30 protein-coding genes and 1 pseudogene are annotated in these 26022 nt (G+C 66.5%); 12 read left to right on the plus strand and 19 right to left on the minus strand.

The window, feature by feature from the left end; all coding sequences use genetic code 11:
- Nucleotides 1-60: 60 nt before the first annotated feature.
- The 4 genes from WS87_RS17590 to WS87_RS17605 form a co-directional block, all read right to left on the minus strand.
- The gene (locus tag WS87_RS17590; RefSeq protein ID WP_059818524.1) at nt 61-525 is read right to left on the minus strand and encodes a hypothetical protein; all 465 of its coding nucleotides are present in this window, start codon (nt 523-525) and stop codon (nt 61-63) included.
- A 60-nt stretch (nt 526-585) separates the two neighbouring features.
- Nucleotides 586-1803, minus strand: coding sequence for a patatin-like phospholipase family protein (locus WS87_RS17595; RefSeq protein ID WP_059818525.1), 1218 nt, complete (start codon nt 1801-1803; stop codon nt 586-588).
- A 129-nt stretch (nt 1804-1932) separates the two neighbouring features.
- Nucleotides 1933-2718, minus strand: coding sequence for a 3-hydroxybutyrate dehydrogenase (locus WS87_RS17600; RefSeq protein ID WP_107938172.1), 786 nt, complete (start codon nt 2716-2718; stop codon nt 1933-1935).
- A gap of 52 nt (nt 2719-2770) precedes the next feature.
- Nucleotides 2771-3511, minus strand: a complete 741-nt coding sequence (locus WS87_RS17605; protein ID WP_006485181.1) for an acetoacetate decarboxylase — start codon at nt 3509-3511, stop codon at nt 2771-2773.
- 457 nt (nt 3512-3968) lie between these two features.
- On the opposite strand from WS87_RS17605, the gene WS87_RS17615 reads away from it, so the two are divergent.
- A complete protein-coding gene (locus WS87_RS17615; RefSeq protein WP_059818309.1) occupies nt 3969-4550 on the plus strand; it encodes an undecaprenyl-diphosphatase in 582 nt (193 codons plus the stop codon).
- Nucleotides 4551-4576: 26 nt separating this feature from the next.
- Here the strand turns inward: WS87_RS17615 and WS87_RS17620 are convergent, their stop codons facing one another.
- The 3 genes from WS87_RS17620 to WS87_RS17630 form a co-directional block, all read right to left on the minus strand.
- Complete coding sequence (locus tag WS87_RS17620) at nt 4577-4801, minus strand: hypothetical protein (RefSeq protein WP_059533537.1); 225 nt, start codon at nt 4799-4801, stop codon at nt 4577-4579.
- 119 nt (nt 4802-4920) lie between these two features.
- The gene (locus WS87_RS17625; RefSeq protein ID WP_059818311.1) at nt 4921-5742 is read right to left on the minus strand and encodes a siderophore-interacting protein; all 822 of its coding nucleotides are present in this window, start codon (nt 5740-5742) and stop codon (nt 4921-4923) included.
- Nucleotides 5743-5779: 37 nt separating this feature from the next.
- Nucleotides 5780-6490 carry a PadR family transcriptional regulator gene (locus tag WS87_RS17630; RefSeq protein ID WP_059818380.1) on the minus strand — a complete coding sequence of 237 codons (711 nt, stop codon included), beginning with the start codon at nt 6488-6490 and terminating at the stop codon, nt 5780-5782.
- A gap of 261 nt (nt 6491-6751) precedes the next feature.
- Between WS87_RS17630 and WS87_RS17635 the strand changes: the two genes are divergently transcribed.
- On the plus strand, nt 6752-6955 hold the full coding sequence (locus WS87_RS17635) for a DUF2875 family protein (protein WP_059818313.1): 204 nt from the start codon (nt 6752-6754) through the stop codon (nt 6953-6955).
- A gap of 17 nt (nt 6956-6972) precedes the next feature.
- Here the strand turns inward: WS87_RS17635 and WS87_RS17640 are convergent.
- From WS87_RS17640 to WS87_RS17650, 3 genes and pseudogenes are all read right to left on the minus strand, one after another.
- Nucleotides 6973-7314, minus strand: a pseudogene (locus WS87_RS17640) (GH3 family domain-containing protein); the annotation flags it as partial.
- 30 nt (nt 7315-7344) lie between these two features.
- The gene (locus WS87_RS17645) at nt 7345-8292 is read right to left on the minus strand and encodes an aldo/keto reductase (protein ID WP_059818317.1); all 948 of its coding nucleotides are present in this window, start codon (nt 8290-8292) and stop codon (nt 7345-7347) included.
- Between the two features lie 325 nt (nt 8293-8617).
- Nucleotides 8618-9238: a LysE/ArgO family amino acid transporter gene (locus WS87_RS17650; protein ID WP_059818318.1), complete on the minus strand. Its 621-nt coding sequence runs from the start codon at nt 9236-9238 to the stop codon at nt 8618-8620.
- 106 nt (nt 9239-9344) lie between these two features.
- On the opposite strand from WS87_RS17650, the gene WS87_RS17655 reads away from it, so the two are divergent.
- Complete coding sequence (locus WS87_RS17655; RefSeq protein ID WP_059598694.1) at nt 9345-10238, plus strand: LysR family transcriptional regulator ArgP; 894 nt, start codon at nt 9345-9347, stop codon at nt 10236-10238.
- A 53-nt stretch (nt 10239-10291) separates the two neighbouring features.
- On the opposite strand, the gene fnr is transcribed toward WS87_RS17655, so the two are convergent.
- The 3 genes from fnr to WS87_RS17675 form a co-directional block, all read right to left on the minus strand.
- Nucleotides 10292-11038: a fumarate/nitrate reduction transcriptional regulator Fnr gene (gene fnr / locus WS87_RS17660; protein WP_059447453.1), complete on the minus strand. Its 747-nt coding sequence runs from the start codon at nt 11036-11038 to the stop codon at nt 10292-10294.
- 145 nt (nt 11039-11183) lie between these two features.
- Nucleotides 11184-11651, minus strand: a complete 468-nt coding sequence (locus WS87_RS17665; RefSeq protein WP_059818320.1) for a universal stress protein — start codon at nt 11649-11651, stop codon at nt 11184-11186.
- 339 nt (nt 11652-11990) lie between these two features.
- Entirely contained in the window at nt 11991-12401 is a 411-nt protein-coding gene (locus WS87_RS17675; protein ID WP_059818323.1) for a DUF3005 domain-containing protein, read from the minus strand.
- 278 nt (nt 12402-12679) lie between these two features.
- Here WS87_RS17675 and WS87_RS17680 point away from each other — a divergent pair, with 278 nt between their 5' ends.
- Nucleotides 12680-12913: a hypothetical protein gene (locus WS87_RS17680; protein ID WP_011659947.1), complete on the plus strand. Its 234-nt coding sequence runs from the start codon at nt 12680-12682 to the stop codon at nt 12911-12913.
- 137 nt (nt 12914-13050) lie between these two features.
- Nucleotides 13051-13971, plus strand: a complete 921-nt coding sequence (gene epsC / locus WS87_RS17685; RefSeq protein ID WP_059533573.1) for a serine O-acetyltransferase EpsC — start codon at nt 13051-13053, stop codon at nt 13969-13971.
- Nucleotides 13972-14085: 114 nt separating this feature from the next.
- On the opposite strand, the gene WS87_RS17695 is transcribed toward epsC, so the two are convergent.
- The 3 genes from WS87_RS17695 to WS87_RS17705 form a co-directional block, all read right to left on the minus strand.
- Nucleotides 14086-14889: an SDR family oxidoreductase gene (locus WS87_RS17695; protein ID WP_059818325.1), complete on the minus strand. Its 804-nt coding sequence runs from the start codon at nt 14887-14889 to the stop codon at nt 14086-14088.
- Complete coding sequence (gene folE / locus WS87_RS17700; protein ID WP_059698678.1) at nt 14889-15518, minus strand: GTP cyclohydrolase I FolE; 630 nt, start codon at nt 15516-15518, stop codon at nt 14889-14891. Before folE ends, WS87_RS17695 begins: the two co-directional genes overlap by 1 nt.
- A gap of 102 nt (nt 15519-15620) precedes the next feature.
- On the minus strand, nt 15621-16547 hold the full coding sequence (locus WS87_RS17705) for a LysR family transcriptional regulator (RefSeq protein ID WP_059692669.1): 927 nt from the start codon (nt 16545-16547) through the stop codon (nt 15621-15623).
- Nucleotides 16548-16663: 116 nt separating this feature from the next.
- On the opposite strand from WS87_RS17705, the gene pobA reads away from it, so the two are divergent.
- The 7 genes from pobA (at nt 16664) to WS87_RS17740 (ending at nt 23582) form a co-directional block, all read left to right on the plus strand.
- Nucleotides 16664-17896 (plus strand): 4-hydroxybenzoate 3-monooxygenase, encoded by a 1233-nt coding sequence (gene pobA / locus WS87_RS17710; protein WP_059818327.1) that lies wholly within the window; start codon nt 16664-16666, stop codon nt 17894-17896.
- Nucleotides 17897-18041: 145 nt separating this feature from the next.
- Nucleotides 18042-18755, plus strand: coding sequence for a 3-oxoacid CoA-transferase subunit A (locus WS87_RS17715; protein WP_059818328.1), 714 nt, complete (start codon nt 18042-18044; stop codon nt 18753-18755).
- Between the two features lie 18 nt (nt 18756-18773).
- The gene (locus WS87_RS17720; RefSeq protein WP_012365076.1) at nt 18774-19430 is read left to right on the plus strand and encodes a CoA transferase subunit B; all 657 of its coding nucleotides are present in this window, start codon (nt 18774-18776) and stop codon (nt 19428-19430) included.
- An 88-nt stretch (nt 19431-19518) separates the two neighbouring features.
- Nucleotides 19519-20892: a 3-carboxy-cis,cis-muconate cycloisomerase gene (locus WS87_RS17725; RefSeq protein ID WP_059818329.1), complete on the plus strand. Its 1374-nt coding sequence runs from the start codon at nt 19519-19521 to the stop codon at nt 20890-20892.
- The gene (pcaD, locus tag WS87_RS17730; protein WP_059818330.1) at nt 20892-21677 is read left to right on the plus strand and encodes a 3-oxoadipate enol-lactonase; all 786 of its coding nucleotides are present in this window, start codon (nt 20892-20894) and stop codon (nt 21675-21677) included. Before WS87_RS17725 ends, pcaD begins: the two co-directional genes overlap by 1 nt.
- Before the next feature lie 10 nt (nt 21678-21687).
- Entirely contained in the window at nt 21688-22074 is a 387-nt protein-coding gene (gene pcaC / locus WS87_RS17735) for a 4-carboxymuconolactone decarboxylase (protein ID WP_059692656.1), read from the plus strand.
- A gap of 149 nt (nt 22075-22223) precedes the next feature.
- Nucleotides 22224-23582 carry an MFS transporter gene (locus WS87_RS17740; RefSeq protein WP_059692653.1) on the plus strand — a complete coding sequence of 453 codons (1359 nt, stop codon included), beginning with the start codon at nt 22224-22226 and terminating at the stop codon, nt 23580-23582.
- Nucleotides 23583-23705: 123 nt separating this feature from the next.
- Here the strand turns inward: WS87_RS17740 and WS87_RS17745 are convergent, their stop codons facing one another.
- The 3 genes from WS87_RS17745 to WS87_RS17755 all read right to left on the minus strand — a co-directional run bounded on the left by WS87_RS17745 (nt 23706) and on the right by WS87_RS17755 (nt 25947).
- Nucleotides 23706-23954 (minus strand): hypothetical protein, encoded by a 249-nt coding sequence (locus WS87_RS17745; protein ID WP_059818331.1) that lies wholly within the window; start codon nt 23952-23954, stop codon nt 23706-23708.
- A gap of 109 nt (nt 23955-24063) precedes the next feature.
- The gene (locus tag WS87_RS17750; RefSeq protein WP_059698690.1) at nt 24064-24681 is read right to left on the minus strand and encodes a LysE family translocator; all 618 of its coding nucleotides are present in this window, start codon (nt 24679-24681) and stop codon (nt 24064-24066) included.
- A 210-nt stretch (nt 24682-24891) separates the two neighbouring features.
- On the minus strand, nt 24892-25947 hold the full coding sequence (locus WS87_RS17755; RefSeq protein ID WP_059818381.1) for a YncE family protein: 1056 nt from the start codon (nt 25945-25947) through the stop codon (nt 24892-24894).
- Nucleotides 25948-26022: the final 75 nt, after the last annotated feature.

Below are 26022 nucleotides of genomic sequence, written 5' to 3' on the forward strand. Positions count from 1 at the left end.
AAGCGGCCAGCGGCATTCCGGTTCGTCGGGCGTCAGGCGTCGGCACGTGGCCGTGACACGTCACAGCCGGTTGTCCCGCGCGAGCATCAGCACGCGCGCCCAGCGCTGCGCATCGCGCTTGTCCATCATCGGCAGCTTCCATTCGCCGCGTACCGCGTCGCGCACACGCACGACCAGATGCCAGCGGCCGTCGATCGGCGCGGCTTCGCAGCCGTCGAGCTGCGACAACGTATAGCGGCCGTCCGCACCGTCATGCGACAGCCACAGCAACCCCTGCGTCGCGGACACACGCACCTCGCCCCACGCGCGATGCACGATATGGGTCCAGCCTTGTTCCTTCGTGTTCGGTGCAATGTCACGACGGCGTTTGATCCACCACGCGACCAGCGCGATCAGGATCGCGGCGGCGAGCATGGCGGCCGCGATCGCGACCGGCTGGCCGAACTGCGCGGCGATGACGTGAAACAGGTGAACCGCGCCCCATCCCAGGGCGATGAGCGCGAACAGCGCAATGAAAATCGGCATGTCGAATCGGAAAGGAGGACGGACCGGCGCAGGCAGCGCGCCGGTCCGTCGCACGCGGCATTACCGGCGGCGGTGAATGTCGTGCGTGACGAAGCCCGCGTCGTTGGTGGGCAGCGCGAGGCCGTCCTTGACCGCGAGCGTCTTGCGGATGTCGTCGAGCCCCGCGCTCCAGTGGTCGCGCATCGTCGACAGACCGAACTGATAGTCCTTGTAGTGGTGCTCGTACGCCTTCTGCTGATAGATCAGGTGCTGGATGTTGTACTTCTTCCCGCTCGACATCGCTTCAGCCTCGACGCACCACGGGTCGTTCTTGCGCTGCTCTTCCGGCACCTGCTCGAGCACGTGGCGCAGCACGTTGCGGTAGCGCTGTTCGCGCTGCAGCGTGTCGGTGACGAAACGCGTGCGGCTCGAATACTGCACGTCCTTCGTACGTTCCGCGACGTCGGCCATCGTGCGCGGCAGCGGCCCGCGTGCGCTCCACAGGTCGACCTGGAACGCGAGCGTGTCGCGCCGCGGACGCGCGCGCAGCACTTCCATCAGCGGCGTATTCGACACGACGCCGCCGTCCCAGTAATACTCGCCGTCGATCTCGACCGGCGGGAACGCGGGCGGCAGCGCGCCGGACGCCATGAAGTGCTCGGGCGCGAGGCGGATGCGCGAGTTGTCGAAGTACACGAAGTTGCCGGTGCCGACGTTGACCGCGCCGACTGACACGCGCGTCTCGCCCGAGTTGATCCGGTCGAAATCGCACAGCTTGAGCAGCGTCGCGCGCAGCTGCGACGTGTCGTACCAGCTGATCTTTTCCGGATGATCGGACACGCCCGGCAGCGGCGGCGGGAAGCGCGGCACGAAGAAGCCCTGCTGGCCCTGCATCATCGCGCTCGCGGCCTGCGACGCGGTGAAGAACGTGCGGATCTGGTCGATGCTGTTGAACAGCGCGAACTCGAACGCGGCCGGAATCGCGGGAAAGAACGCCGGCTGGCAGATCGTTTCCCAGAATTCGCGCAGCCGCTCGACGCGATGTTCGGGCGCATTGCCGGCGATCAGCGCGGTGTTGAGCGCACCGATCGAGATGCCGGCGATCCAGTCGAGCGGAATGCCCGCTTCGTGCAGGCCCTCGAACACGCCGGCCTGATACGCGCCGAGCGCGCCGCCGCCCTGCAGGACGAGCGCGATCGTTTCGTATGGCAGCGACCGCGCAGCGGCCGGCGCGCCGGCTTCGTGATGCAGGTCCGCCGCATCGACGGCCTGCTTTTCTGTACGCGCGTGCGGTTTCATCAGTTGCTCCGAGAAATCCCGCCGTGGACGGCGGAGACGGATGGCGTGCCGTCGCTCGACGGTACGCCATCGTGAGTCGTGAGAATGGACGTGATGCGGGAATCGCCTCCCGTCAGGGAGGCGAGGACGTTACTGCATGAACCAGCCGTGGCTGACGATGAACGACTGGCCCGTGAGCGCGGCGCTCGGGAACGCCGACAGGAACAGCACCGTCTGCGCGACGTCCTGCACCGTCGTGAACACGCCGTCGACCGTGTTGCCGAGCATCACCTTCTTCACCACTTCCTCTTCGCTGATCCCCAGTTCCTTCGCCTGCTCCGGAATCTGCTTGTCGACCAGCGGCGTGCGCACGAAGCCCGGACACACGACGTGCGAGCGCACGTTGTGCTTCGCGCCTTCCTTCGCCAGCACACGTGCCAAGCCCAGCAGCCCGTGCTTGGCCGTCACGTACGCCGATTTCAGCGGCGACGCCTCGTGCGAGTGCACCGAACCCATGTAGATCACGACGCCGCCGCGATCGTCCTTGTACATGTGCTTGAGCGCGGCCTTGGTCGTCAGGAACGCGCCGTCGACGTGGATCGCCTGCATCTTCTTCCAGTCGGCGAACGAGTAGTTCTCGATCGGGTTGACGATCTGGATGCCCGCGTTCGATACGAGGATGTCGACCGAGCCGAACGTTTCCGCCACCTTGTCGATGCCGCTGTTGACCGCTTCCTCGCTGGTCACGTCCATCGCGACGCCGATCGCCTTGCCGCCTGCCTTGTTGATCTCGTCGGCAACCGCGTTTGCGCCGTCCTGGTTCAGGTCGGCGATCGCGACCGCGGCGCCCGCCTTGGCCAGCTCCAGTGCGATTTCCTTGCCGATGCCGCTTGCGGCGCCCGTGACGACTGCGGTCTTGCCATTCAGGTTGCTCATTTCGAATTTCCCGTGGTGAAAGGTTTGACAGGGAGAAAGGACTGCGGACGTGTTACTGAGCCAGGTAATCGTAGACGACTTCGCCGAGGCCGAGTGTCAAATCCGCAACGAGGTGGCGCGCTTCGACGATCTCGAGCACCGGCAGGTCGGCCACCGGCGCAAGTGCGTGCGGTGCCAGTTCGAGCGAGGCCGGGCCCGTCCACGCGCCCTTCATCTTGATGTCCTGCATGTAGTAGCGCACCAGTTCGCATACGCGTGCGGTGCCGTCGACGTGCGGGATGATCTTGAGGAGGAAGTTCGGGCCGGCGAGGCGCTTCGTCTGCTCGTCGATGTCGAGTTCCTTGTGCTTGTAGCCCATCGTGCCGGTCGCGACGCGCACCTTGCCGTAGTCGAGCGTGCCCAGGATGTGATCGGTGTTCACGTGCAGCGTGGGCGATGCAAGCTTCTTCGGGAAACCCCACAGCTCGCGGCCGCCGGCGATCGGCGGGTGATCGTCGAGATACATCGCGAGCGTATAGCCGCCGGCCTGTCCGTTGTACTCGACGGGGATCACCTGGCCGCTTTCCGTGTAGTCGCCGAAGCCGGTCGAATCGGCCATGCGAATGAATTCGTAATGGACGAGCGGCTCGGTGACCTGCAGCGGCTCGGGCACGATTTCACGCAGACGGTCCGGATCGGTGCGATACGTGATGATCAGAAACTCACGATCGACGAAACGGTACGGGCCCATCGGAAAGGCGGGGCTGGTCAACGGCATCGCAAACGCTTTCGATCGGACATCGCTGGGTTTCATGCGGACTCCTTGTTGTTGATCGCTTCGTGGATGAGTGCTCGTAAGCCCGTAATCCTATGCCTGTGCGTTGCCGTTGTGCGATGCCGCATCTGGAATTAATTGTTGCCGATTTCGAATTATTTGCAACGCAAATATTGAGGCGAACGGTGCGAACGGCATGGAGCGCAGGGGGCGGTCCGATATTCTCAGGCGTCGATGACGCCACGATGTGAAAAAGGTGAGCCTTTACGGGATGGTTGGTGAGCTTTTGCAGGAGACGGTCGCGCGGGAATGTGACAATTGCGTGAACTTGTGTTGCAGTGCAGGCTCTAAGTGCGTTCGCGCGCGACGCACGCGCCCGGTTCTTGTCCCCGGGCCGTCCGACGCATTAAGCATTGCTTAAGCGAGTGAGCACTAGCATCGTTCCAACCGACCGGCACGCCCGGTCCAATCGTTACGCCCCCACGCAACCGCATTCATGCAGAACCTCAATCTCACCCTGTTTTCCGCCGTCAATGCCGGCGCCGTGCCGCACCCCGGTGCTGCTCGCGTCGCGATCTTCGCCGCCGACTGGCTCGTCTATGCGCTGCCCGCGATGCTCCTGCTGACCTGGATCTTCGGCGAGCGCCCGACGCGCCGCCAGGCGATCGAAGCCGGCGTCGGCACGTGCGTGGCGCTGGCGCTCGCGCAGGTGATCGGGCATTTCTGGTTTTCGCCGCGGCCGTTCATGGCAGGCGTCGGCACGCAACTGATTCCGCATGCGCCGGACAGCTCGTTTCCGAGCGATCACATGACGTTCGCGTGGAGTCTCGCGGTCGGCATGATGCTCGCCGGCAGCACGCGGCTGACCGGGTTCGTGATGGCCGCGATGGCCGTCGTGATTGCATGGGGGCGTGTGTATGCGGGCGTGCACTGGCCGTTCGACATGGCCGGTGGCGTGCTGGTCGGCACGGCCGGCGCGCTGGCCGCGCATCTGTACGGACAACGCGTCGTCGAGCTGCTCGAACGGATCGGCGACGTCGTGCACGCGGTGATGATGGGGCGCGAGCGCGCGCCCTGAGCGGGAGAACCAGGGGCCGGACGCCGTCAACCGGGCGTCTTGGCCGCTTCAGCCGAAGCGGACGGGCCGCCGCCCGCTTCGTGCAGTTCGGGCGTCTCGCCCGGGTGCTGTGCGGCGTCACGTTCGAGTGCGCTTTCCTTCAGGATCGCGCACATCGCAACGAACAGCGCGAGCACGACGGCCGCGAGGCCGCAATAGCCGGCGATCTTCAGGTTGCGAAGGAAAGGCGAAGCGTGGCTTTCTTTTGTCATGACCGGGCGCTCCTGGGCGGGCTGCGGCGGCTGTCGCCCGACAGCGGCGTCGCAGACATAGATATATACCAGTCACCCCGCCGATGCCAAGCCCGCTGCTGCGCGGGCACCCGTTCGCGTCAGTCTTCCAGCGTTTCGTGCACGGCCGCCGCGCCGCGCTTCCAGTATGCCGCCGCGCGGATGCGCGACTTGTCGACGCCGCGCTCGCCGGTCAGGTGCTGCCGCACCGCGCGCATCGACTGCGCTTCGCCTGCCGCCCACACGTAACCGTCGCCCGAGGACGGCAGCGGCAGTTCGCGCACCGCATTCAGCAGCACGTCGCCGTCCGCCGCGTCGGCTTCGGCGCGAAAGCGCCAGATTTCATGCACGTCGGCGCGCGTATCGAACGCGATTTGCGCGGTGCGATCCGCGACTTCCAGCACGACCGCCGCGCGCGCACCGGCCGGCAATTGCTCGAGACGCCGCGCGACCGCGGGCAGCGCCGTATCGTCGCCGATCAGCAGATGCCAGTCGAAATCGATCGGGACCACGAACGAACCGCGCGGACCGCCGATGCCGAGCCACTGGCCGACGCGTGCCTGCGCCGCCCATTGCGATGCGGGGCCCGGATGGTTCAACACGAATTCCAGATCGAGTTCGCACGCGGCGCGGTCGAAGCGGCGCGGCGTGAAATCGCGCGCGACCGGCTTCGGTTGGCCTTCGGGAAACTCGGGGCCGTTCGCGCCGAGCGTTGGCATGGCGGGGCGGTCGGCGCCGGGCGGCGGGAAAAATACCTTTACGTGATCGTCGAACGACGACGATTCGAAATCCGCGAGGTCGGGGCCGCCGAGGGTGATGCGCAGCAGGTGCGGCGTCACCGCGTGCACGCGCACGACCTGCAGCAGGCGGAACTTGAGGGTATGGCGCACGCGGGTGACGGCGCGTTCGGATGGGTTCTGCATCAATCCGTTCTCCTTGGGTTTTGACGGGCGGCGCGGATCACGCGCCGGTGCCGCCTTCGATTTCGGCCGTCGCGCGGCGCATGATCGCGGCGATGCGCCGCTGTTCGTCGGCGTCGGCGGCGCTCTTGTGGAGCAGCGCCCGCTTCAACGCGAGGCGGGCCTCGACGAACTCGGGCAGCCAGCCGGGCTGCGCTTCGTCCTGCGCTTCGCCGCCTGTCGATTCGCCGGCGAACGCGCGGCGCATGAATTCCATCTTGCGCGCGAGGTGCGTGAGGCGTGCGAACAAGGTGTCGACGCGTTCGCGCTGCGCATCGAGATGCGCGCGGCCGTCGTCGGTCAGCGCATAGCGCTTGCGGTTGCCTTCCGCCTGCGAGGCGACGAAGCCGACTTCCTCGAGATACGTGAGCGCCGGATACACCATGCCGGGGCTCGGGCTATAGAAACCGTTCGAGCGCGTGTCGAGTGCCTTGATCAGTTCGTAACCGTGGCTAGGTTGCTCGGCGACCAGCGCGAGCAGCAGCAACTGGAGATCGTCGGAGCTGAACTGGCGGCCGCGCGGCATGCCGTCGTCACCGAAATCGCCAAAGCCGCCGCGTCCGCCACGGCCACCGAACGGGCCGCCGCCGAATGGATCGTGGCCGCGCCGATGCCGGCCGATTGCTTGCCAGATGCTGGCGTACCAGCCAGGGCCGGCATGCGCACCATGACCGTCGCATCGGGCATGGCCGCGGGAGGGGTTGTGTCGCATGATTGTGTCCTGTATGTCGTAAAACATATCTAAAGATATATATCGAAAGATATAGCGTCAAGCAGCAAATAAGGGGGCGGATGAAGTGAGGGCAGATCTGTAGGTTTGCAGGAAAGGTGGGGTTTTTTGCGGTATTCAGTCCTTCCACCAGCCGCGACCGGATACACGGCAATCTGCCCTTTCGCAGCGAGGGCACTTCAATACGTTGCCGACCACGCCGAGCGGGCCATCGCGATATCGCGACTCCATCGTGACTTTGCGGTGACCGTGGACGCCGTCACGGGCCAGCCTCAAAGCTCGATCCGGGTCCAGACCGCGCTGGCGCTGATGATGGGTTATGGCGACGGGAAGACGAGCGCACTGATCGACATACGGGATCCGCTGCATGCCACGATCGTCATGCTGACACCGCCGGACGCCGCGTCGCGGCAGGCGCATCCGCAGACGTTCAGCTGGGATTTTTGACGAACCGGATCAACACGTCATGGCGCACGCCCGGCCGCGACGCCGGGCACGGCGCGATGCAGATCGGAGAGCCAGACGATCAGTGCGAACTGCAATTCTTCGAGAAAGGCCCGCGTGTAGGGAATGAGCTTCTGCTGCTCGCTGCTGCCACTCGTGCACTCGAAGAAACGCGGCGCTTGCGCGGTCAGGACCGGACCGAAATCCTGGAGTGCACGATCGATCCATGAGGACATGTCGGCGTAGAGGGCCGCCGGCACACGCTCGCGAAATTGTGCCGGATCTGCGATTTCGACAAAACAGTTGGCAGTACAGAGCGCTATGCTCCAATTTGCGTCGAGCACGCGTGATAGATAAGCTGCCCGCGCATCGCCCGGCGCATCAAGTGGTCTTCAGACCGCGCTCGCTGCGTCGATCTTGCGAATGTCTTCCTCGTCGAGCCGCACTCGGATCGCTTCTCCGAGCAATGCGAGCTGCCCGAGCGACGTCGCACTCGCGATCGGTGCGGTGATCGTCGGCCGCGCGATCTGCCATGCGAGCGCGATCGCGGCTGGTTGTGTGCCGTGCTTCGCCGACACGTCGTCGAGCGCCGCGAGAATGCGCAGGCCGCGCGCATCGAGATAACGGGCGACGCGATCGCCGCGCACGCTTTTCTTCAGGTCGGCTTCGCTGCGGTACTTGCCCGACAGGAAGCCGCTCGCGAGCGCGTAGTAGTTGACGACGCCCAGTTTCAGGTCGCGCACGACCGGCTCGAGATCGCGCTCGTACTCGGCGCGGTCGATCAGGTTGTATTCCGGCTGGATCACCTGATACGCGGGCAGGCCGTTGCGCTTGCTGACGTCGGCGGCTTCGCGCAGGCGTGCGCCGCTGTAGTTCGACGCGCCGATGATGCGCACCTTGCCCGCGTCGATCAGCTTCTGGTAAGCGGAGAGCGTTTCTTCGAGCGGTGCCGTGTCGGCGAGATCGCGGTGCGAGAAATACAGGTCGATGTAGTCGGTCTGCAGGCGGCGCAGCGAATCGTCGGCGGCCTTCAGGATGTTGTCCTTCGTCAGGCCGGCGCGCGCCGCGAGCAGGCCGACCTTGGTCGCGATCACGACCTGATCGCGCTTGCCGGAACGCTTGAGCCACTTGCCGATGATCGTTTCCGATTCGCCGCCGCTGTTGCCGGGCGCCCAGGCCGAATAGACGTCGGCCGTGTCGATGAAGTTGATGCCGCTGTCAGCGAGCGCGTCGAGCAACTCGAACGATGCGTTCTCGTCGACGGTCCAGCCGAAGACGTTGCCGCCGAAGGCGAGCGGGGAAACCTGGATGTCCGACGTGCCGAGGGTGCGTAGTGCCATGTTGCTCTCCGGAATCTGAGGGGTGACGGGATGAGACGACGGGATTGGCCGGGATGAATGCGACGGGAAGGCGAACGGGCGAAGCGCTTTAGCCGTTGTCGCGGACACCGGAACATTCTCGCTGATCGAGCGGAATCGTGCAGCGGACGGCGGATGGTCCGTCCGGCAGATGGATGATCCGCGCGGCGGCGTTCGATCCGGAACTGAATCTTGAGGCGTCCGGGGAGAGACAGGCGGAGATCCGGCGTATCGCACCACTTCGACGGAGCGGAACGAAAAACGGGCGGCGAAGTTGCCGCCCGCGATCGATCGGCGCCCCAATCCGTTACCGCAACTGCACGGCCGCCAGAAACAGCACCATGCTGCCGATCGCGGCATCCAGCACGCGCCACGCGACGGCCTTGCGGAACCACGGTGCAAGCAGCCGCGCGCCGTATCCGAGCCCGAGGAACCACACGACGCTGACCGCCATCGCGCCGATCGCGAACGCAAGCCGCGAGCCTTCCGGCTCGCGCGCGCCGGCCGTGCCGATCAGCAGGAACGTATCGAGATACACGTGCGGGTTGAGCCACGTGAATGCGAGCGTCATCAGCACGATCGCGACCGCGCTCTGCGGCGGCGGCGCGACGGCATCGCCGCGCACGTCGAGCGTTTCGTGTCCGGGCTTGAACGCGCGACGCAGCGCGCTGATACCGAACCACGCGAGATATGCGAGGCCGACGTACAGCACGACGTGGACGAAGGTCGGATAGCGTTCGACGAGGACCGATGCGCCGCCGACGCCCGCGCCGATCAGGATCATGTCGGACAGCGCGCACAGCAGCACGATCTTGCCGACATGCGAGCGCATGATGCCTTGCCGGAGCACGAACGCGTTCTGCGCACCGATGGTGACGATGAGCGACCCGCACAGGGCGGCGCCGTGGGAAAAAGCGATCCAGTTCATGATGGGAAGAGGTCGAGCAGTAGACGGGTGAATCGGTTGGCGCTAGTCTGCGGTCAGCCGAAACATAAGAGAAGCTAATTCACCTAATGCCGATTAAGGAAATCTAATGCTCGACTACGCATTGCTCGACGCTCTCGCGGCGGTGATCCGGCATGGCTCGTTCGAACGGGCGGCCAGGGAGCTGAACGTCACGCCATCGGCGGTATCGCAGCGCGTGAAACTGTTGGAGGAGCGCGTCGGCAGCGTGCTCGTCAAGCGCGGGCAGCCGTGCGTCGCGACGACGTCCGGCGCGTTGCTGTGCCGGCATACGGAGCGCGTGCAGTTGCTCGAGGCCGAACTGGGTGGCCGGATGCCGGCATTGCCCGGCCAGATCGCAAGCGCATGGCCGATGTTGCGCGTGGCCGTCAACGACGACAGCGTCGCGACCTGGTTCATCGATGCGGTCGGGCCGTTCTGCACCGAGCGCGAGACCCTGCTCGACCTCGTGATCGACGACCAGGACTACACGGCCGCGCGCATTCGCGACGGCAGCGTGCAGGGCGCGGTGACCGCGCAGGCCGAGCCGATCCAGGGATGCCGTTCGACGCGGCTGGGGCGCATCCGCTATCGCGCGGTGTGTTCGCCGGCGTTTTACGACCGCTATTTCGGCGCGGGCATCACGCGCGATGCGCTACGTCGTGCGCCGTGCGTGATGTTCAATCCGAAGGACGGTTTGCAGGCGCGCTTCATCCGGCGCGTGACGCGCGCGGATCTCGATCCGCCGCAACACTGGATCCCGCACGTCGCGGGCTACCTGCGTGCATGCGAAACGGGGCTGGGATGGGGGATGTGCCCGGACCGGATGGTCGATCGCCAGCTGGCGGCGGGCGAACTGGTCGACATGTCGCGCGGGCGGACGGTCGATATCGACCTCTACTGGCAGAGCTGGCGTTTGTCGATCGGCTGGCTCGACGATTTCAGCGCGGCGCTGAAAGCGCGCGCCGCTCTGTTTCTCGACTGATTGGGGCCGGAGGGATGGACGGCGGCGGCGCGCAGGATACGCGCCGCGCGGGGTCAGACGTGGTGCAGGCCGTCGAAGTCGACGATCTGTACGAGGCGGCCGTGCATTTCGATCAGGCCGCGCTTCTGGAACTTCGACAGCGTGCGGCTGACCGTTTCGAGCGTCATGCCGAGGTAGCTGCCGATGTCTTCGCGTGTCATCCGCAGGTTGAATTCCGACGGCGAGTAGCCGCGCTTCAGGTAACGCGACGACACGTCGAGCAGGAACGCGGCGACGCGCTCTTCGGCGTTCAACGAGCCGAGCAGCATGGTTTGCGACGTTTCGCGCACGATCTGCTCGCTCATCAGCTTGTGCATGCGCAGCTGCATCGTGCCGGCTTCCGAGCACAGCGACTTGAGCGCGCTGTACGGAATCACGCAGACCGAGCTGTCTTCCAGCGCAACCGCGGTGCGCGGGTGCGTGTCGTCGCAGATGCCGTCGAGGCCGAGCGCTTCGCCCGCGAGGTGCAAGCCGGTGACCTGCTCGCGTCCGTCGTGGCGCGTGGCGACGGTTTTCAGCGAACCCGAGCGCACGGCGTACAGGTTGTCGAAGGTGTCGCCTTCGCGGAACAGCGCTTCGCCGCGCTTGACCGGGCGCGCCGCGCAGATGACTGATTCGAGGCGGCTGAGCGCTTCGGGTGCGAGGCCCTGCGGCATGCACAGGTGCCGCATTGCGCACGACGAGCAGTGCGGTGCCTGGCGGGGAGCCCAGTTGCCTGCATGGGACGAGGCGGCGGGACGTGTGGCGACGGGCGTCAACATGATCGTTTACTCCGGCATTGAATCGACCGAATCATTGTCCCACCGCAAGTTGCCGCTGTCGGGTGACAAAACGTCGCGACCGCGCGCACATGTCGCGGGCGTCGGCATCGGCATGCACGCATGCCGATGCCGATGCCGACGCCGCTCAGCCTTCCTGATCGTCCGTATGCGCGGCGGCCGGGATCAGCAGCACGGGCAGCGTCGCATGCCGCACGCACTGTTCGGCGATGCTGCCGAGCACGAGGCGACGGAACCCGCGGCGGCCGTGCGTGCCGAGCACGAGGAGGTCGGCGCCGAACGCTTTCGCACCGTCGAGGATCAGCGTCGACACGTCGTTGAGCGACGACGCCTCGCTCGTCACCGTTTCGCCCTTCACGCCGGCTGCCTGCATCAGCTTCTTGAACTCCGCCGCGAGCGCATTGCCTTGCGCGATGAGCTGGTCGCGCAGGACGGACGGATCGTAGCCCGGCGCGTTGTAGTAGATCGCGGCGTTTTCGACGACGTAGAACGGTTGCAGTTCGGCGCCGTGCTCCTTCGCGAGCGCGAGGGCGGCATCGAACGCGTGGCGGGCCGTGTCGCTGCCGTCGATGGCAACCAGAATGCGCTTGTACATGGTGTCTCCAAGTGGCGGGTTGAACGAAAGTCGGCCGAACGGCCGAGCAGGCCGTGCGTCGCTGCGAGGCAGCGTAAACCAACGGCAGGGACTTTGCAGCGACGTGCCGGTCGCCGCGAGTGTGCATTGAATATCATCCGTATCGCGACGACGTGACTTCGATCAACGCCGATGCATCGACGTCGCGAAACCCGCGTGTCGAACCCGAACCCGGCGCCGATATCGATTCCAGCGCCGATTCGGAGGACGGCGCGCGAACGCGCACGTCGCTCCGCCGCCATCGGTCATCGGCCGCGCATCGATCCGCCAATCGAACGATCGATTCAAACGCCGCGCGCGTCACCGCGGCACCGGGGTGATTTCGATCACCCGTTCCGGCCGGCGTCCATGGCCGGGCCAGTAAGCGCTGCCGTACATCCGGTGAACCGGCCCGTACAGCGCGTCGTCCGCGTGCGACGGCGCGTCGAACCCCTTCTCGATCACCATGTAGCCGGCACGCAGCGCGAACGCCGGATGATTGCCGCCCGGCCGGCTGTCGAAGCCGGCGAAGCCGTCGCCGGCCTCGGGCATCGCGTTGACGAGCGACGCGTTGCTGTGCGTGATCTGGTCGGGCGAGAAGGCGCGGCCGCTCGCGAGACGCGCGGCCTCGCGATTCTTGCCGTCGGTGTCGATGGTGCTGTCGTGCGTGTCGTCGTTGTCGAGTTCGATGCTGCGCGGACGCGCGGCGCGGGCTGGAGCTGTCGTTTCCATCACGGCTCTCCTGGCGGCGAAGCGCTCCGGATCGAAGCAAATCCCGTTCCGGGCAAGACGGGAAAACGGCGCGCGGACGATCGCCGCGGTCGTGCCGCGCGCGCTGATTTGTCATGATTTATTTCAGCTAGAAGACCCGTTTTCTACAGAGTATGATTCATTTCCTGCGAAGCGGCGACAGGGGATGCGGTCTCGCCGCCTCTGCCCGCACCGGGGCGCCGCAGCACCCTTAAGACGGGTAGTGAACAACAAATCAAGGGACTAGAGGTGGCGGATTCATGCAAGCGACTACTGCCTTCACGCACCGCGGTTATCTGTTGAATTGCGCGCCCGCGCGCGCCAGCGACGGCTCGTTCAAACCCTACGTCGTGATCTCCCGATCGAGCGACGGGGAACTCGTCGCGAACCGTTTTTTTCCGACCGAGCTCCAGTTCAACGACGAAGGCGACGCGATCGCGCACGCGCGCGACTGGGCCGTGCGCTGGATCGACGCGAGCAGTATTACGATCTGACGCCGTCGCGCGACGGCGGCATCGGCCGTCCGGCCGATCCCCCGGCGTGCCGCTGCCGGACGAAAACGCGGTAATCTTCTGGAACCCGTCACTTTATTAGCGGCCGTGCGATCGAGCGCGGCCGCCTGCATTGGCATATGTCGACATCACCCGCCCGTCAGTGGGGCCTCGAAGAAATCGTTGCCGGCTTGCGCGAATCGCGCGAGGAACTTCATCGCACGCGACATCCGCGCGGCATCCGCGAGCTGCCGTCGCGCGACGCGATCTGCAAGATCGTCACCGGCCTGCGCGCGTCGATGTTTCCGACGCACTATGGCGCGCCGGATCTGACCGACGAAAGCGTCGACTACTACGTCGGCCACACGCTCGAAAGCACGCTGCGGATCCTGTCCGAACAGATCCGCCGCGCGCTGCCGTTCCTGCCCGAGCATGCGGACACGCCGTTCGCCGAACTCGACGAACGCGCGTTCGAGATCGCGCGCGAGTTCGGCCGGCAGTTGCCGGCGGTACGCGCGCTGCTGGTCAGCGACATCCAGGCTGCCTACGCGGGCGATCCGGCCGCGCAGCACATCACCGAGATCCTGCTGTGCTACCCCGGCGTGCTCGCGATGATGCACCACCGGCTCGCGCATGCGCTGCACCAACTCGGTGTGCCGCTGCTCGCGCGTTTCATCAATGAAATCGCGCACTCGGCCACCGGCATCGACATTCACCCGGGCGCGCAGATCGGCCCGAGCTTCTTCATCGACCACGGCACCGGCGTCGTGATCGGCGAAACCGCGATCATCGGTGAGCGCGTGCGCGTGTACCAGGCCGTCACGCTCGGCGCGAAGAGCTTCCCGGCCGATGGCGACGGCGCGCTGGTGAAGGGCAATGCGCGACATCCGATCGTCGAGGACGACGTGGTGATCTACGCGGGCGCGACGATTCTCGGCCGCGTGACGATCGGGCGCGGTTCGGTGATCGGCGGCAACGTGTGGCTCACGCACAGCGTGCCGCCCGGCACGAGCGTCGCGCAGGGTAAGGTCCGCGAAGGCGGCAGCGCCGAGAAGCCGTAACGCGGCGCGCGAACGGCGTAACGGTCGTTCGCGCAGCGTAGACGAAGGCGAGTGCCGATGCATGCACGCCGGTGTGCGAAGGGCGCACGCGGCTGCCGTCGACCAGGCCGTTCGTCAGTGCTTGCCGGCCGGCGAGCGATGCTTGTACAGCACGTCCTGGTCGACGCGGATCAGGTTCTGCCCCGCATCGACGACGAAATCCACGCCGTTGTATGCACTGCCCGTCAGCAGCAGGATCGCGCCCGCGACGTCGTCGGGGCCGGCGATGCGCGCGAGCGGCGTCGATGCGCGGCTCGCGTGTTCGAAGTCGGCCTGCGTCTGGTCGTCGCTCGGCAGCATCAGCCCGGGGAACACCGCGTTCACGCGCAGCACCGGCGACGACGACAGTGCGAGCATCTGCGTGAGGTTGCCGAGCGCGGCCTTCGCGACCGTGTAGCTGAAATGGTCGCGGTGGAAGTTTTCCTTGATCTTCTGGTCGACCACGTTGACGACGACGCCCTGCGTGCCGGCCGCGCGGGCCCGTTCGTAGAATGCGCGCGTGAGCAGGATCGGCGCGCGGCAGTTGACGGCCCATGCCTGGTCGAACGCCGCGAGGTCGAAGCTCGGGAAATGGTCCTGCCAGAACACCGACGCGTTGTTGACCAGCACGTCGAGGCGGCCGAAGCGCGCATACACCTGGTCGATCAGCGTGGTGATCTGCCCGGCATCCGACAGGTCGGCCTGCAGCGCGACCGAATCGTGCCCGCGTTCGGCGATCGCGCGGGCCGCCGCCTGAGCGGCATCGGCCGAGCGGTCGTAATGGACCGCGGTGCGATAACCGTGCGCGGCGAAATACTCGGCGAACGCGCGCCCGGCCCGGCGCGCGGCGCCGGTCACGAGCACGACCGGCGCGTTTGCCGCTTGCTTCGTGGACTGCATTACGTATTCGTCAGGTTGACTGAAGAAGGATTCGCGACGATCGACAGGAATTCGCGCCGCGTCGACGGATCGGTGCGGAACGTACCGAGCATGCGCGACGTGACCATCTCGACGCCCGGCTTGTGCACGCCGCGCGTCGAGATGCACTGATGCGCGGCTTCGAGGATGACGCCGACGCCCTTCGGCTGCAGCACGTCGAACAGCGTGTCGGCGATCTGCACGGTCATCTTTTCCTGGATCTGCAGGCGCTTCGCGAACGCGTCGACGAGGCGCGCGAGCTTCGAGATGCCGACGACGCGATGGTTCGGCAGATACGCGACGTGCGCGCGGCCGATGATCGGCACCATGTGGTGCTCGCAGTAGCTCTCGAAGCGGATGTCCTTCAGCACGATCATTTCGTCGTAGCCGTCGACTTCGCTGAACGTGCGCGCGAGGATGTCGCGCGGTTCCAGCGCGTAGCCGGCGAAGAACTCTTCATAGGCGCGCACGACGCGTGCCGGCGTGTCGAGCAGGCCTTCGCGGGCGGGATCGTCGCCGGCCCAGCGCAGCAGCACGCGAACGGCATCCTCGGCTTCTTCCCGGCTCGGCCGGGATGCGGCCGGCTCGGGCCGCGCGGATTTTTTACCCATCTAGTCGCTCCATCGAATGCGGCCGCCTGCGGCGGCGCGGATATCCGGGCATTGTTTCATGCTTTCGCGGGTCGTGCGTGCGGCCTGCCGCACACCCCCGCGTCACTTCGGCCATTCGTCCTGCTCGTCGTTGAACAGCGACGCGACGACGCCGCGCAGCCACGCGGTGCGCGGATCGTTGTGGAACTTGCGATGCCAGTGCTGCTTCAGGTCGAAGCGCGGCAGCGGCAGCGGCGGCTCGACCGGCACGATGAACGCATGCTCGGCCGCATATGCGTAGCCGATCGCATGCGGCACCGTCGCGATCAGGTCGGTGCGACTCAGGATGAACGGCAGGCTCATGAAGTGCGGCGTCTCGAGCACCGCACGGCGGTGCATGCGCTGCTTCGCGAGGTATTTCTCGAGCACCTCCTGGCTGCGCCCCTCGGCGCGCACCACCGCATGCCCGCACGCGAGGAACTGCTCGGCCGTGAACGGGCGCGCCTGTTCGAGCGGATGGCCGCGCCGCATCAGGCAGACGAACCGGTGCGTGAACAGACGCTGCTGGAAGAAGTTGTTGCCGTCGAGATCGGGGAAATAGCCGACCGCGAGATCGATCGAGCCGGCTTCGAGGCCGCGGCCGACTTCGTCGTGCCCGAGCGAGACCGAGCGCAGGTTCGCGTGCGGCGCGCGCGTCGCGAATGCCTGCAGCAGCTTCGGCAGGAACACGATCTCGCCGACGTCCGACAGCGCGATCGAGAACGTATGCGTGCTCGCCGCCGGATCGAAGTCGTGCGGCGCGACGAGGCCGCGCTCGATCTGCGCGAGCGCATCGCGCGCGGCCGGCAGCAGCGCGAGCGCGCGTGGCGTCGGCTCCATTCCGCGCGACGTGCGCACGAACAACGGGTCGCCGAAATACTCGCGCAGGCGGCCGAGCGCGGTGCTCACGCGCGGCTGGCTGACGCCGAGCAGGTCGCCGGCGCGGCTGACGTTGCGCGTGTCGTCGAGCGCGACGAGGTAGGGAATCAGGTTCAGATCGAGCGTATCCATCGTGAGGCCGGTATCTGGGAAACGTATACAACTTATCTTCAAAATCGCGTTGCCGCATAGTCGGGAAAGCGCTCAAATGGGTTCCATTATTCGAACCAATGTTCAGGAGACGAACAATGCGTACCCAGGTCGCCATCATCGGCGCCGGTCCGTCCGGCCTTTTGCTTTCCCATCTGCTGCGCCTGCAAGGCGTCGATTCCATCCTCGTCGAAGCGCGCTCGCGCGAATATTGCGAGAACCGCATCCGCGCCGGCGTGCTGGAGCAGGGCACCGTCGACACGCTGAACGAAGCCGGCCTCGGCGAGCGGATGCGCCGCGAAGGGCTCGAACATCACGGCATCGAGCTGCTGTTCTCCGGCCAGCGCCATCGCATCGACCTGAGCGCGCTCACCAGCGGGCGCGCGATCACCGTTTATAGCCAGCACGAAGTCGTGCGCGACCTGATCGCGGCCGGCGACGCGCATGGGCACCAGATGCACTTCGAAGTCAGCGATGTCGCGCTGCACGATATCGAAAGCGAGCAACCGTTCGTCACGCTCAAGCACGCGGACGGCCGCGCGGACCGCATCGACTGCGACTACATCGCCGGCTGCGACGGCTTCCACGGCATCGCGCGGCAAACCATTCCCGCCGAACGGCTGAACACGTTCGAGCGCGTCTACCCGTTCGCATGGCTCGGCATCCTCGCCGACGCGGCGCCGTCGCTCGACGAGCTCGTCTACGCGCATCACGACAACGGCTTCGCACTGTTCTCGATGCGCTCGCCGACGGTCACGCGCCTCTACCTGCAGTGCAAGCCCGACGAAGACCTCGCCGAATGGTCCGACGCGCGGATCTGGGACGAACTGCACACGCGCTTCTCGAACGACACTGGCTGGACGCCGACCGAGGGCCGGATCACGCAGAAGAGCGTGACGCCGATGCGCAGCTTCGTGTCGGAGACGATGCAGCACGGCCGCCTGTTCCTTGCGGGCGACGCCGCGCACATCGTGCCGCCGACCGGCGCGAAGGGGATGAACCTCGCGGTGGCCGACGTCCGCGCGCTGTCCCGCGCGCTCGGCGCGCGCTACCGCAACGGCGACGCGACGCCGCTCGAGCGCTATTCGGCGACCTGTCTCGAACGCGTGTGGCGCGCGGAGCATTTCTCGTACTTCATGACGAACATGCTGCACTCGTCGCCGGAGGACTCGCCGTTCGTCAATCGCCTGAAGTTTGCCGAGCTGAAGTACGTGACGCGCTCGCGGGCCGCCGCGCAGTCGCTCGCCGAAAACTACGTCGGCCTGCCGTTCGACGACCAGACACCCCCCGAGGGATCCCGCCTTGACAACGCGCTGTGCACGACTCTATGATCGGCGCATCGTTCGCTAATCGAATCTAGGTTCGAATAGCGAACAAATGCCGAAGGTCGACGACGGCCTTCGACGCGGCACGCGACACGCGCGTGCCCCCTCGACAGGCCGCGCATCGTGCCGCGGGTTCGTATCAGGAAGAGACATGGTCAACAAGATTTTCGAATCGCTTCAATCGGCGGTCGCGGACGTTCACGACGGCGCGACCATCATGATCGGCGGCTTCGGCACGGCGGGCATGCCGTCCGAGCTGATCGACGCGCTGATCGAGCAGGGCGCGCGCGGCCTGACGATCGTCAACAACAACGCGGGCAACGGCGAGACCGGCCTCGCGGCGCTGCTCAAGGCGAAGCGGGTGCGCAAGATCATCTGCTCGTTCCCGCGCCAGAGCGACTCGCAGGTGTTCGACGCGCTGTACCGCGCGGGCGAGATCGAGCTGGAGCTCGTGCCGCAGGGCAACCTGGCGGAGCGGATCCGCGCGGCGGGCGCCGGCATCGGCGGCTTCTTCACGCCGACGGGCTTCGGCACGAAGCTGGCCGAAGGCAAGGAAACGCGCGTGATCGACGGCAAGTCGTATATGTTCGAGACGCCGATCCACGCCGATTTCGCGTTGGTGAAGGCATACAAGGGCGATCGCTGGGGCAACCTCGTGTATCGCAAGACCGCGCGCAACTTCGGGCCGATCATGGCCAGCGCCGCGAAGGTCGCGATCGTGCAGGTGTCGGAAGTCGTGCCGCTCGGCGGGTTGAATCCGGAACACATCGTGACGCCGGGCATTTTCGTGCAGCGCGTCGTCGAAGTGCCGCAGGCCGCGCATGCGGCCGAGCTTGCCGCCGAACGTGCATCCCAAGCCGCCTGACAGCAGAGGAGACCCGACATGAAACGACTGACCCGCGATGAAATGGCCAAGCGCGTCGCCCAGGACATCCCCGAAGGCGCGTACGTGAACCTCGGCATCGGCGTGCCGACGCTGGTGGCAAACCACCTCGACCCGAGCAAGGAAATCTTCCTGCACAGCGAGAACGGCCTGCTCGGCATGGGCCCGGCGCCGGCGCCCGGCGAGGAAGACGACGAGCTGATCAACGCCGGCAAGCAGCACGTGACGCTGCTCACCGGCGGCGCGTATTTCCACCACTCGGATTCGTTCGCGATGATGCGCGGCGGCCACCTCGACTACTGCGTGCTCGGCGCGTTCCAGGTGTCGGCGAACGGCGACCTCGCGAACTGGCATACGGGCGCGCCCGACGCGATTCCGGCCGTCGGCGGCGCGATGGACCTCGCGATCGGCGCGAAGCAGGTGTTCGTGATGATGGAACACCTGACGAAGCAGGGCGAAAGCAAGATCGTCGCGCAGTGCTCGTATCCGGTCACCGGCGTGCAGTGCGTGAGCCGTATCTATACCGATCTCGCCGTGCTCGACGTGACGGCGGACGGCCTCGCGGTGAGCGAGATCTTCACCGACCTGTCGTTCGACGAACTGCAGAAGCTGACCGGCGTGCCGCTGATCGACGCGACGCGCAAGGCCGCGGCCTGAACGGCAAGCGTGCCGGCGCGCGCGATCGCGCGCACGCCGGCACGCTTGGGTAGACAATAGGCGCACGCCGTTTCCCCAATCTGATGCCATGCTCGAAGACAGCGCCCGCCTGACCTCCCTCATTTGCGGCACCGAGCCGCTCAACCGGATCTGGTCGCCGCGCGCGACGATCCAGCGGATGCTCGACGTCGAGGCCGCGCTCGCACGTGCGCTCGCCGCGCGGCAGGTGATTCCCGCCGCCGCGGTCGCGCCGATCGAACGCGCGTGCGACGCCGGCCGGCTCGACGCCGACGCGCTCGCGCACGGCGCGGCGCTCGGCGGCAATCTCGCGATTCCGCTCGTCAAGCAGCTCACCGCCCAAGTCAAGGCCGACGACCCCGAGGCTGCGAAGTTCGTGCACTGGGGCGCGACGAGCCAGGACATCATCGATACCGCGACCGTGCTGCAACTGCGCGACACGCTCGACGTGCTCGAGCCGCTGCTCGACGAAGCGTGCGCGTCGCTCGCGACGCTCGCGCGCACGCATCGCGCGACGCCGATGATCGGTCGCACGTGGCTGCAGCAGGCGCTGCCGATCACGCTCGGCCTGAAATTCGCGCAATGGCTCGACGCGCTGCTGCGCCATCGCGCGCGCTTCGCCGAATTGCGCGCGCGCGCGCTGGTGCTGCAGTTCGGCGGCGCCGCCGGCACGCTGGCGAGCCTGCGCGAGCATGCGGCCGGGGTGAGCGCCGCGCTCGCGGCCGACCTGAAGCTCGCGCTGCCGGCCGTGCCGTGGCATACGCAGCGCGACCGCATCGCGGAAGCCGCGTCGTGCTTCGGGATGCTGACCGGCACCCTCGGCAAGATCGCGCGCGACGTGTCGCTGCAGATGCAGACCGAAGTCGGCGAGCTCGGCGAACCGGCGGCTGCCGGCAAGGGCGGCTCGTCGACGATGCCGCACAAGCGCAACCCCGTCGGCTGCGCGGCCGTGCTGACCGCCGCGGTGCGCGCGCCGAACCTCGTCGCGACCGTGTTTGCCGGGATGGTCCAGGAGCACGAGCGCGCGCTCGGCGGCTGGCAGGCCGAATGGGATGCGCTGCCCGACCTCGCGCGCCTGACCGGCGGCGCGCTCGCGCAGATCGCGCAGATCGTCGCGGGCCTCGACGTGAACACCGAACGCCTCGCCGCGAACCTCGACCTGACGCACGGGCTGATCCTCGGCGAAGCCGTGATGCTCGCGCTCGGCGACCGGATCGGCCGGCTCGATGCGCATCATGTCGTCGAGCATGCGTCGAAGGAAGCCGTGCGCACCGGCGCGACGCTGTTCGACGTGCTCGCCGCCGATCCGACCGTATCCGCCCATTTGTCGCGCGACGCGCTCGCGCGGCTGCTCGATCCCGCACATTATGTCGGCGAGGCGCAGGCCTACGTCGACGCCGTGCTCGCGCTGCACGCGGGCACGACACAACCAGGAGAACACTGATGCCTTTCGCCACTGTCAACGGCGTGAAACTGCATTACCGGATTGACCGTGCCGCGCGCGGCGACGCGCCGTGGCTCGTCTTCTCGAACTCGCTCGGCGCCGACCTGCAGATGTGGGCACCGCAGATTCGCCCTCTCACGCAGCATTTCAACATCCTGCGCTACGACACGCGCGGCCACGGCCATTCCGAAGCACCGGCCGGCTCGTACACGATCGACCAGCTCGCGGGCGACGTGATCGGCCTGCTCGACCACGTCGGCATCGATCGCGCGTGCTTCTGCGGAATTTCGATGGGTGGCCTGACCGGCGCGGCGCTCGCCGCGCGCTTCCCGTCGCGCATCGTGCGCGCTGTGCTGTCGAACACCGCCGCGAAGATCGGCTCGCCCGAAGTGTGGGCGCCGCGCGCGCAAAAGGCACGTGCGGAAGGGATGGCCGCACTGGCCGACGCCGTGCTGCCGCGCTGGTTCACCGACGCGTTCGTCGATCGCGAGCCGCGCCTGTTCGACGCGATCCGCGACACGTTCGTGCATACCGACAAGGACGGTTACGCGGCGAACTGCGACGCGCTGAACGCGGCCGACCTGCGCGAGGAAGTGAAGGGCATCGCGCTGCCGGTGCTCGTCGTGACCGGCGCGAAGGACATGTCGACGCCGCCCGACCAGGGTCGTGCGCTGGCCGCCGCGATTCCCGGCGCGCGTCACGTCGAATTCGACGCCGCGCATATTTCGAACATCGAGTGCACCGACGGCTTCAACCGCGCGCTGCTCGACTTCCTGACCGCGTGAGGCACCGACGATGGACGACCAGCAACGTTACGAAGCGGGGATGAAGGTGCGGCGCGCGGTGCTCGGCGACGCGCACGTCGACCGCTCGATCCAGAACCGCACCGAAGTGACCGACGAATTCCAGAACCTGATCACGCGCTATGCGTGGGGCGAGATCTGGACGCGCGACGGGCTGCCGCGCCATACGCGCAGCCTGCTGACCATCGCGATGATGGTCGCGCTGAACCGCGGCGAGGAACTCGCGCTGCATCTGCGCGCCGCGCGCAACAACGGCGTGACGCGCGACGAGATCAAGGAAGTGCTGCTGCAGACCGCGATCTACTGCGGCGTGCCGGCCGCGAATTCCGCGTTCCATCTCGCGGACAAGATCTTCAAGGAACAGGATGCGGCTGAATAACACGGCCGGCTCGCGCCGGACGTGACCCGATCGCGACGCCTGCCGCTGCCGGCAGGTGTCGACGACGCATGACGCGCCGGCGGCGAATCGGCGCGCAAACAAGGAAAGACGCGGCCATCAGGCCGCGTTGTTTACATAGGAGACTCGCGATGAATCGCGCACCCGTGGTCGATGTCCAGACCTTCATCAACGAGCAGCCGTTCGGCGGCTTTCAATGGCTCGTATTCCTGATGTGTTTCGTGATCGTGCTGCTCGACGGCTTCGATACGGCCGCGATCGGCTTCATCGCGCCGTCGCTGCTCGGCGAATGGAACCTCACCAAACCCGATCTCGCACCCGTGCTGAGCGCCGCGCTGTTCGGCCTTGCATGCGGTGCGCTCGTGTCGGGCCCGCTGTCCGATCGCCTCGGGCGCCGTTCGCTGCTGCTCGGCTCGGTGTTCCTGTTCGGCGCCGCGTGTTTCGCGTCCGCATTCTCGACGACCATCGGGCACCTGACGGTGCTGCGCTTCGTCACCGGCGTCGGCCTCGGTGCCGCGATGCCGAACGCGGTCACGATGATGGGCGAGTTCTGCCCGGACAAGCGCCGCGCGACCGTGATCAACCTGATGTTCTGCGGCTTCCCGCTGGGCGCCGCGTTCGGCGGCTTTCTCGCCGCGTGGATGATCCCGCATTTCGGCTGGCGCAGCGTGCTGATGCTCGGCGGCGTGACGCCGCTGCTGCTCGGCGTGCTGTTGCTGCTGAAGATGCCCGAATCGGTGCGTTTCATGGTTGCGCAAGGCCAGAGCATCGACCGGATCCGCGCGACGCTTTCGCGGATCTCGCGCGACGCGCTGAACGCCGGCTCGTTCGCGATGACCGAATCCGCGCCGCAGACGGGCAGCAAGGGGATCGGCGTCGTGCTGTCGCGCTCGTACGTCGTCGGCTCGGTGATGCTGTGGCTCGCGTACTTCATGGGCCTCGTGATCTTCTACGCGTCGATCAACTGGATGCCGATCCTGCTGAAGGATGCCGGCCTCACGCCGAAGAGCGCAACGCTGATTTCCGCGCTGTTCCCGCTCGGCGGCGTCGGCGCGGTGCTGTGCGGCGTGTTGATGGACCGCTTCAACGCGAATCGCGTGATCGCCGTGTGCTACGCGCTGACCGCGATCAGCGTGTATGCGATCGGGCAGGCGGCCGGGAACGTCGGGCTGCTCGTGCTGGTCGTGTTCATCGCCGGCGTGCTGATGAACACCGCGCAATCGTCGATGCCGGCGCTTGCCGCCGCGTTCTATCCGACCGAAGGGCGCGGCACGGGCGTGGCGTGGATGCTCGGTGTCGGCCGCTTCGGCGGGATCGCCGGGTCGTTCCTCGTTGCCGAACTGACGCGCCGGCACTTCTCGTTCGCGGGCGTGTTCGCGACGATCGCGGTCGCGGGCCTGCTTGCGTGCCTTGCGTTGCTGATCAAGCAGAGGGCGCGGCCGCACGGCGTCGCGCAGCCGGGCGGCAAGATCGAGTCGCTCGGGCATTGAGCGGGATCGGGGCCGGGGCGATGCGCCGGCCTTTCGCTTGTTGCGATAGGTCGTGAGCCGGCCGACACGCAACGATGGACCGGGCCGCTTTGGCGGCCCGTCGACTTTACGGCCGTCGCGCCGCTACTCTTCCGCGTCGTGTTCCTTGACGAAGTTGCGCAGATACGCACGCAGCGCGGCCTCCTGGCTGCGATGATCGGCATGGTTCGCGGCGCCCATCTCTTCCTCGTCGCCGAACAGCGTGGGCGGCGCGCAGTACGTGCCCACTTCGATGTTTTCGCGCAGCACCCGGATCTCGTGCGTGAGCGGGTGGTACTCGGCGATCCAGTGCATGCCCTCGATGTGCTCGCCGGCTTTCAGCATTGGCTTCATCGGCAATCTCCATGCAGAGCAGCGGTGCAGCCGGCGAAGCGGCTGCACGCGCCCTTACCAAAAGGGTACGCCTGCATGGCGTGAAGCTCAACGGGGCGCTTGTGAGCGCTTACTGCGGGAGCAGATGCGCGACGAGCGGATACAGCGACAGGATCAGCAGCACGGCCATCGTCACGTTGAAGATGCGCAGCGCGCGGCGGTTCGACAGGAAGCGGCGCAGGCCCTGGCCGAACGCGGCCCACAGGCTGATGCACGGAAAGCCGATCAGGATGAACACGACGGCCATCCACGCGGCGTTCATCCCGTAGTCGGCGGACAGGCGGATCGTCGTCGCGGCGGTCAGCACCATCATCCATGCCTTCGGATTGACCCACTGGAACGCGGCGGCTTCGAGGAACGTCATCGGCCGCGGCTTGGCGCCCTGCGCCTTCACTTCGCCCGATGTGCCGATGCGCCATGCGAGGTACAGCAGGTACGCGACGCTCGCGATCTCTAGGACGGTATACAGGACCGGCACGCGTCGGAACGCCTCGCCGAGACCGAAGCCGACGCACAGCATCAGGATCGCGACGCCGATGCTGATGCCGAACAGGTGCGGCATCGTGCGACGGAAACCGAAATTGACGCCGGAGGCGAGCAGCATCGTGTTGTTCGGGCCGGGTGTGATCGACGTGACGAGCGCGAACAGCATGCCGGCGGGCAATGCGCTGACGGTGAGGAAGTCCATCGCGGATTCTCCATTCGTGTTCGGGACTGGGATGGAGCCAGTGTAGCGACGGTTTTCTGTACAGTACCGGTACAGTTTGATGGATGGATGCCGGTACGGGGAGGGGGAGGGGCGGACTAGAGCGGAATCGCCGGATCGTGCTCGGGTTGCTGGTGGTGCGAATCGGTTGGCGTCGACGCTCGACGGCCGGGCCACCAGCTGACAGGTCGATCATGGGTTGGCTACACGCCCTGCCTCCATCACACGCAGCACCGGCCGGCCGCCGACGTCCTTTAGCGGAAAGTACGAGCGATGCGTGGCCGGATCGACAGCGACGACGTGTGCGTTCGGCCCGAGCCGGCCTTCGCCGAGTTTGACGACATCCGAGCCTCTGACGCCGAACATCGAAACGACGCCGGCTTCACCCGCGACATAGAGCACGTCCGACGTGGAATCGAATGCCAGCACGTCCGGCCCGCCACCGATATCGAACGCTCGAACCACATGCCGCGCGCGCATATCGAAGACGAGAAGCGTGTCATTGTCCTCGCACGCGATGAAGGCGAGCCGACTGCGCGGCTCGATCAGCAAACCGTGATTGCCTTTCGCACCCGGCAAGTCGAGACGGTCGACAATACGGTCCGTCGCCGGATCGATTTCGACGAGCTGACGACGCGTCTGGACGTTCACGAAGATGTGTCGGGAGACCGGATCGTACTGCGTGTTGCCGGCCTCGCCGTCGAGCGGAATCGTCGCGACGCGCCGGTTGCTCCGGACGTCGATGACCGTTTCCGTTTTTCCGTATTCGTCGGATACGTACAGCTTGTGCGCGTCGGCGGCATAGGCCATCCCGTCGGGATAATGCCCGCCCGGCATGCGCGCGACGATTTTCAGCGTCGCGACGTCGATCGCGACGATTTCGTCCGACCCGGTCGCGGATGCGTAGATGCGCGACAGCTCCGGCACGGCAAGCACGCCATGTACCGACGATACCGCCATGATCCGTGCAATCACGCGTGATGCACGCGTATCGAAAGCAATCACTTCGTCGTCGCCGAGGTGCGCGATCATGAGCCGGTTGCGGGGTGAGTCCAGACTTGCGTAGTCGAGCCGGGTCGGTCTGCCCGGCAACGGAATGTCCGCGACGTGCTTCAGCGGCAGGGCGCCGATCGACGTATCGTCGCCCGCGGCGAAAGCCTGGTGAATCGACGGGCCCGACGCGCCGAACCCGCCGCACAGCGCGACGAGCAGGGGCAGGCTGGAGCGCCAGTGTCCGGCGTGCTTCATGATTTCCTCCCGCGACGGCCGCCGCCGCATTTGCGATGCGTCGTCGTCGCTTTGCATGGTTCCCCGCTCGTTTGT

The sequence above is a fragment of the Burkholderia sp. MSMB0856 genome, assembly GCF_001524645.2.
Lineage (GTDB): Bacteria > Pseudomonadota > Gammaproteobacteria > Burkholderiales > Burkholderiaceae > Burkholderia > Burkholderia diffusa.

Excerpts from the sequence above, each read along its gene's own strand:
- pcaD (WP_059818330.1), top strand. The coding sequence starts at position 20,892 with ATGCCTTTCGCCACTGTCAACGGCGTGAAACTGCATTACCGGATTGAC.
- pobA (WP_059818327.1), top strand. The coding sequence starts at position 16,664 with ATGCGTACCCAGGTCGCCATCATCGGCGCCGGTCCGTCCGGCCTTTTG.
- WS87_RS17715 (WP_059818328.1), top strand. The coding sequence starts at position 18,042 with ATGGTCAACAAGATTTTCGAATCGCTTCAATCGGCGGTCGCGGACGTT.
- WS87_RS17755 (WP_059818381.1), bottom strand. The coding sequence starts at position 25,947 with ATGAAGCACGCCGGACACTGGCGCTCCAGCCTGCCCCTGCTCGTCGCG.
- WS87_RS17650 (WP_059818318.1), bottom strand. The coding sequence starts at position 9,238 with ATGAACTGGATCGCTTTTTCCCACGGCGCCGCCCTGTGCGGGTCGCTC.
- WS87_RS17620 (WP_059533537.1), bottom strand. The coding sequence starts at position 4,801 with ATGACAAAAGAAAGCCACGCTTCGCCTTTCCTTCGCAACCTGAAGATC.
- WS87_RS17695 (WP_059818325.1), bottom strand. The coding sequence starts at position 14,889 with ATGCAGTCCACGAAGCAAGCGGCAAACGCGCCGGTCGTGCTCGTGACC.
- fnr (WP_059447453.1), bottom strand. The coding sequence starts at position 11,038 with ATGTTGACGCCCGTCGCCACACGTCCCGCCGCCTCGTCCCATGCAGGC.
- WS87_RS17595 (WP_059818525.1), bottom strand. The coding sequence starts at position 1,803 with ATGAAACCGCACGCGCGTACAGAAAAGCAGGCCGTCGATGCGGCGGAC.
- epsC (WP_059533573.1), top strand. The coding sequence starts at position 13,051 with ATGTCGACATCACCCGCCCGTCAGTGGGGCCTCGAAGAAATCGTTGCC.
- WS87_RS17720 (WP_012365076.1), top strand. The coding sequence starts at position 18,774 with ATGAAACGACTGACCCGCGATGAAATGGCCAAGCGCGTCGCCCAGGAC.
- WS87_RS17665 (WP_059818320.1), bottom strand. The coding sequence starts at position 11,651 with ATGTACAAGCGCATTCTGGTTGCCATCGACGGCAGCGACACGGCCCGC.
- WS87_RS17645 (WP_059818317.1), bottom strand. The coding sequence starts at position 8,292 with ATGGCACTACGCACCCTCGGCACGTCGGACATCCAGGTTTCCCCGCTC.
- WS87_RS17630 (WP_059818380.1), bottom strand. The coding sequence starts at position 6,490 with ATGCGACACAACCCCTCCCGCGGCCATGCCCGATGCGACGGTCATGGT.
- WS87_RS17675 (WP_059818323.1), bottom strand. The coding sequence starts at position 12,401 with ATGGAAACGACAGCTCCAGCCCGCGCCGCGCGTCCGCGCAGCATCGAA.
- WS87_RS17725 (WP_059818329.1), top strand. The coding sequence starts at position 19,519 with ATGCTCGAAGACAGCGCCCGCCTGACCTCCCTCATTTGCGGCACCGAG.
- WS87_RS17705 (WP_059692669.1), bottom strand. The coding sequence starts at position 16,547 with ATGGATACGCTCGATCTGAACCTGATTCCCTACCTCGTCGCGCTCGAC.
- WS87_RS17680 (WP_011659947.1), top strand. The coding sequence starts at position 12,680 with ATGCAAGCGACTACTGCCTTCACGCACCGCGGTTATCTGTTGAATTGC.
- WS87_RS17745 (WP_059818331.1), bottom strand. The coding sequence starts at position 23,954 with ATGAAGCCAATGCTGAAAGCCGGCGAGCACATCGAGGGCATGCACTGG.
- WS87_RS17655 (WP_059598694.1), top strand. The coding sequence starts at position 9,345 with ATGCTCGACTACGCATTGCTCGACGCTCTCGCGGCGGTGATCCGGCAT.
- WS87_RS17590 (WP_059818524.1), bottom strand. The coding sequence starts at position 525 with ATGCCGATTTTCATTGCGCTGTTCGCGCTCATCGCCCTGGGATGGGGC.
- pcaC (WP_059692656.1), top strand. The coding sequence starts at position 21,688 with ATGGACGACCAGCAACGTTACGAAGCGGGGATGAAGGTGCGGCGCGCG.
- WS87_RS17615 (WP_059818309.1), top strand. The coding sequence starts at position 3,969 with ATGCAGAACCTCAATCTCACCCTGTTTTCCGCCGTCAATGCCGGCGCC.
- WS87_RS17605 (WP_006485181.1), bottom strand. The coding sequence starts at position 3,511 with ATGAAACCCAGCGATGTCCGATCGAAAGCGTTTGCGATGCCGTTGACC.
- WS87_RS17750 (WP_059698690.1), bottom strand. The coding sequence starts at position 24,681 with ATGGACTTCCTCACCGTCAGCGCATTGCCCGCCGGCATGCTGTTCGCG.
- folE (WP_059698678.1), bottom strand. The coding sequence starts at position 15,518 with ATGGGTAAAAAATCCGCGCGGCCCGAGCCGGCCGCATCCCGGCCGAGC.
- WS87_RS17600 (WP_107938172.1), bottom strand. The coding sequence starts at position 2,718 with ATGAGCAACCTGAATGGCAAGACCGCAGTCGTCACGGGCGCCGCAAGC.
- WS87_RS17740 (WP_059692653.1), top strand. The coding sequence starts at position 22,224 with ATGAATCGCGCACCCGTGGTCGATGTCCAGACCTTCATCAACGAGCAG.
- WS87_RS17625 (WP_059818311.1), bottom strand. The coding sequence starts at position 5,742 with ATGCAGAACCCATCCGAACGCGCCGTCACCCGCGTGCGCCATACCCTC.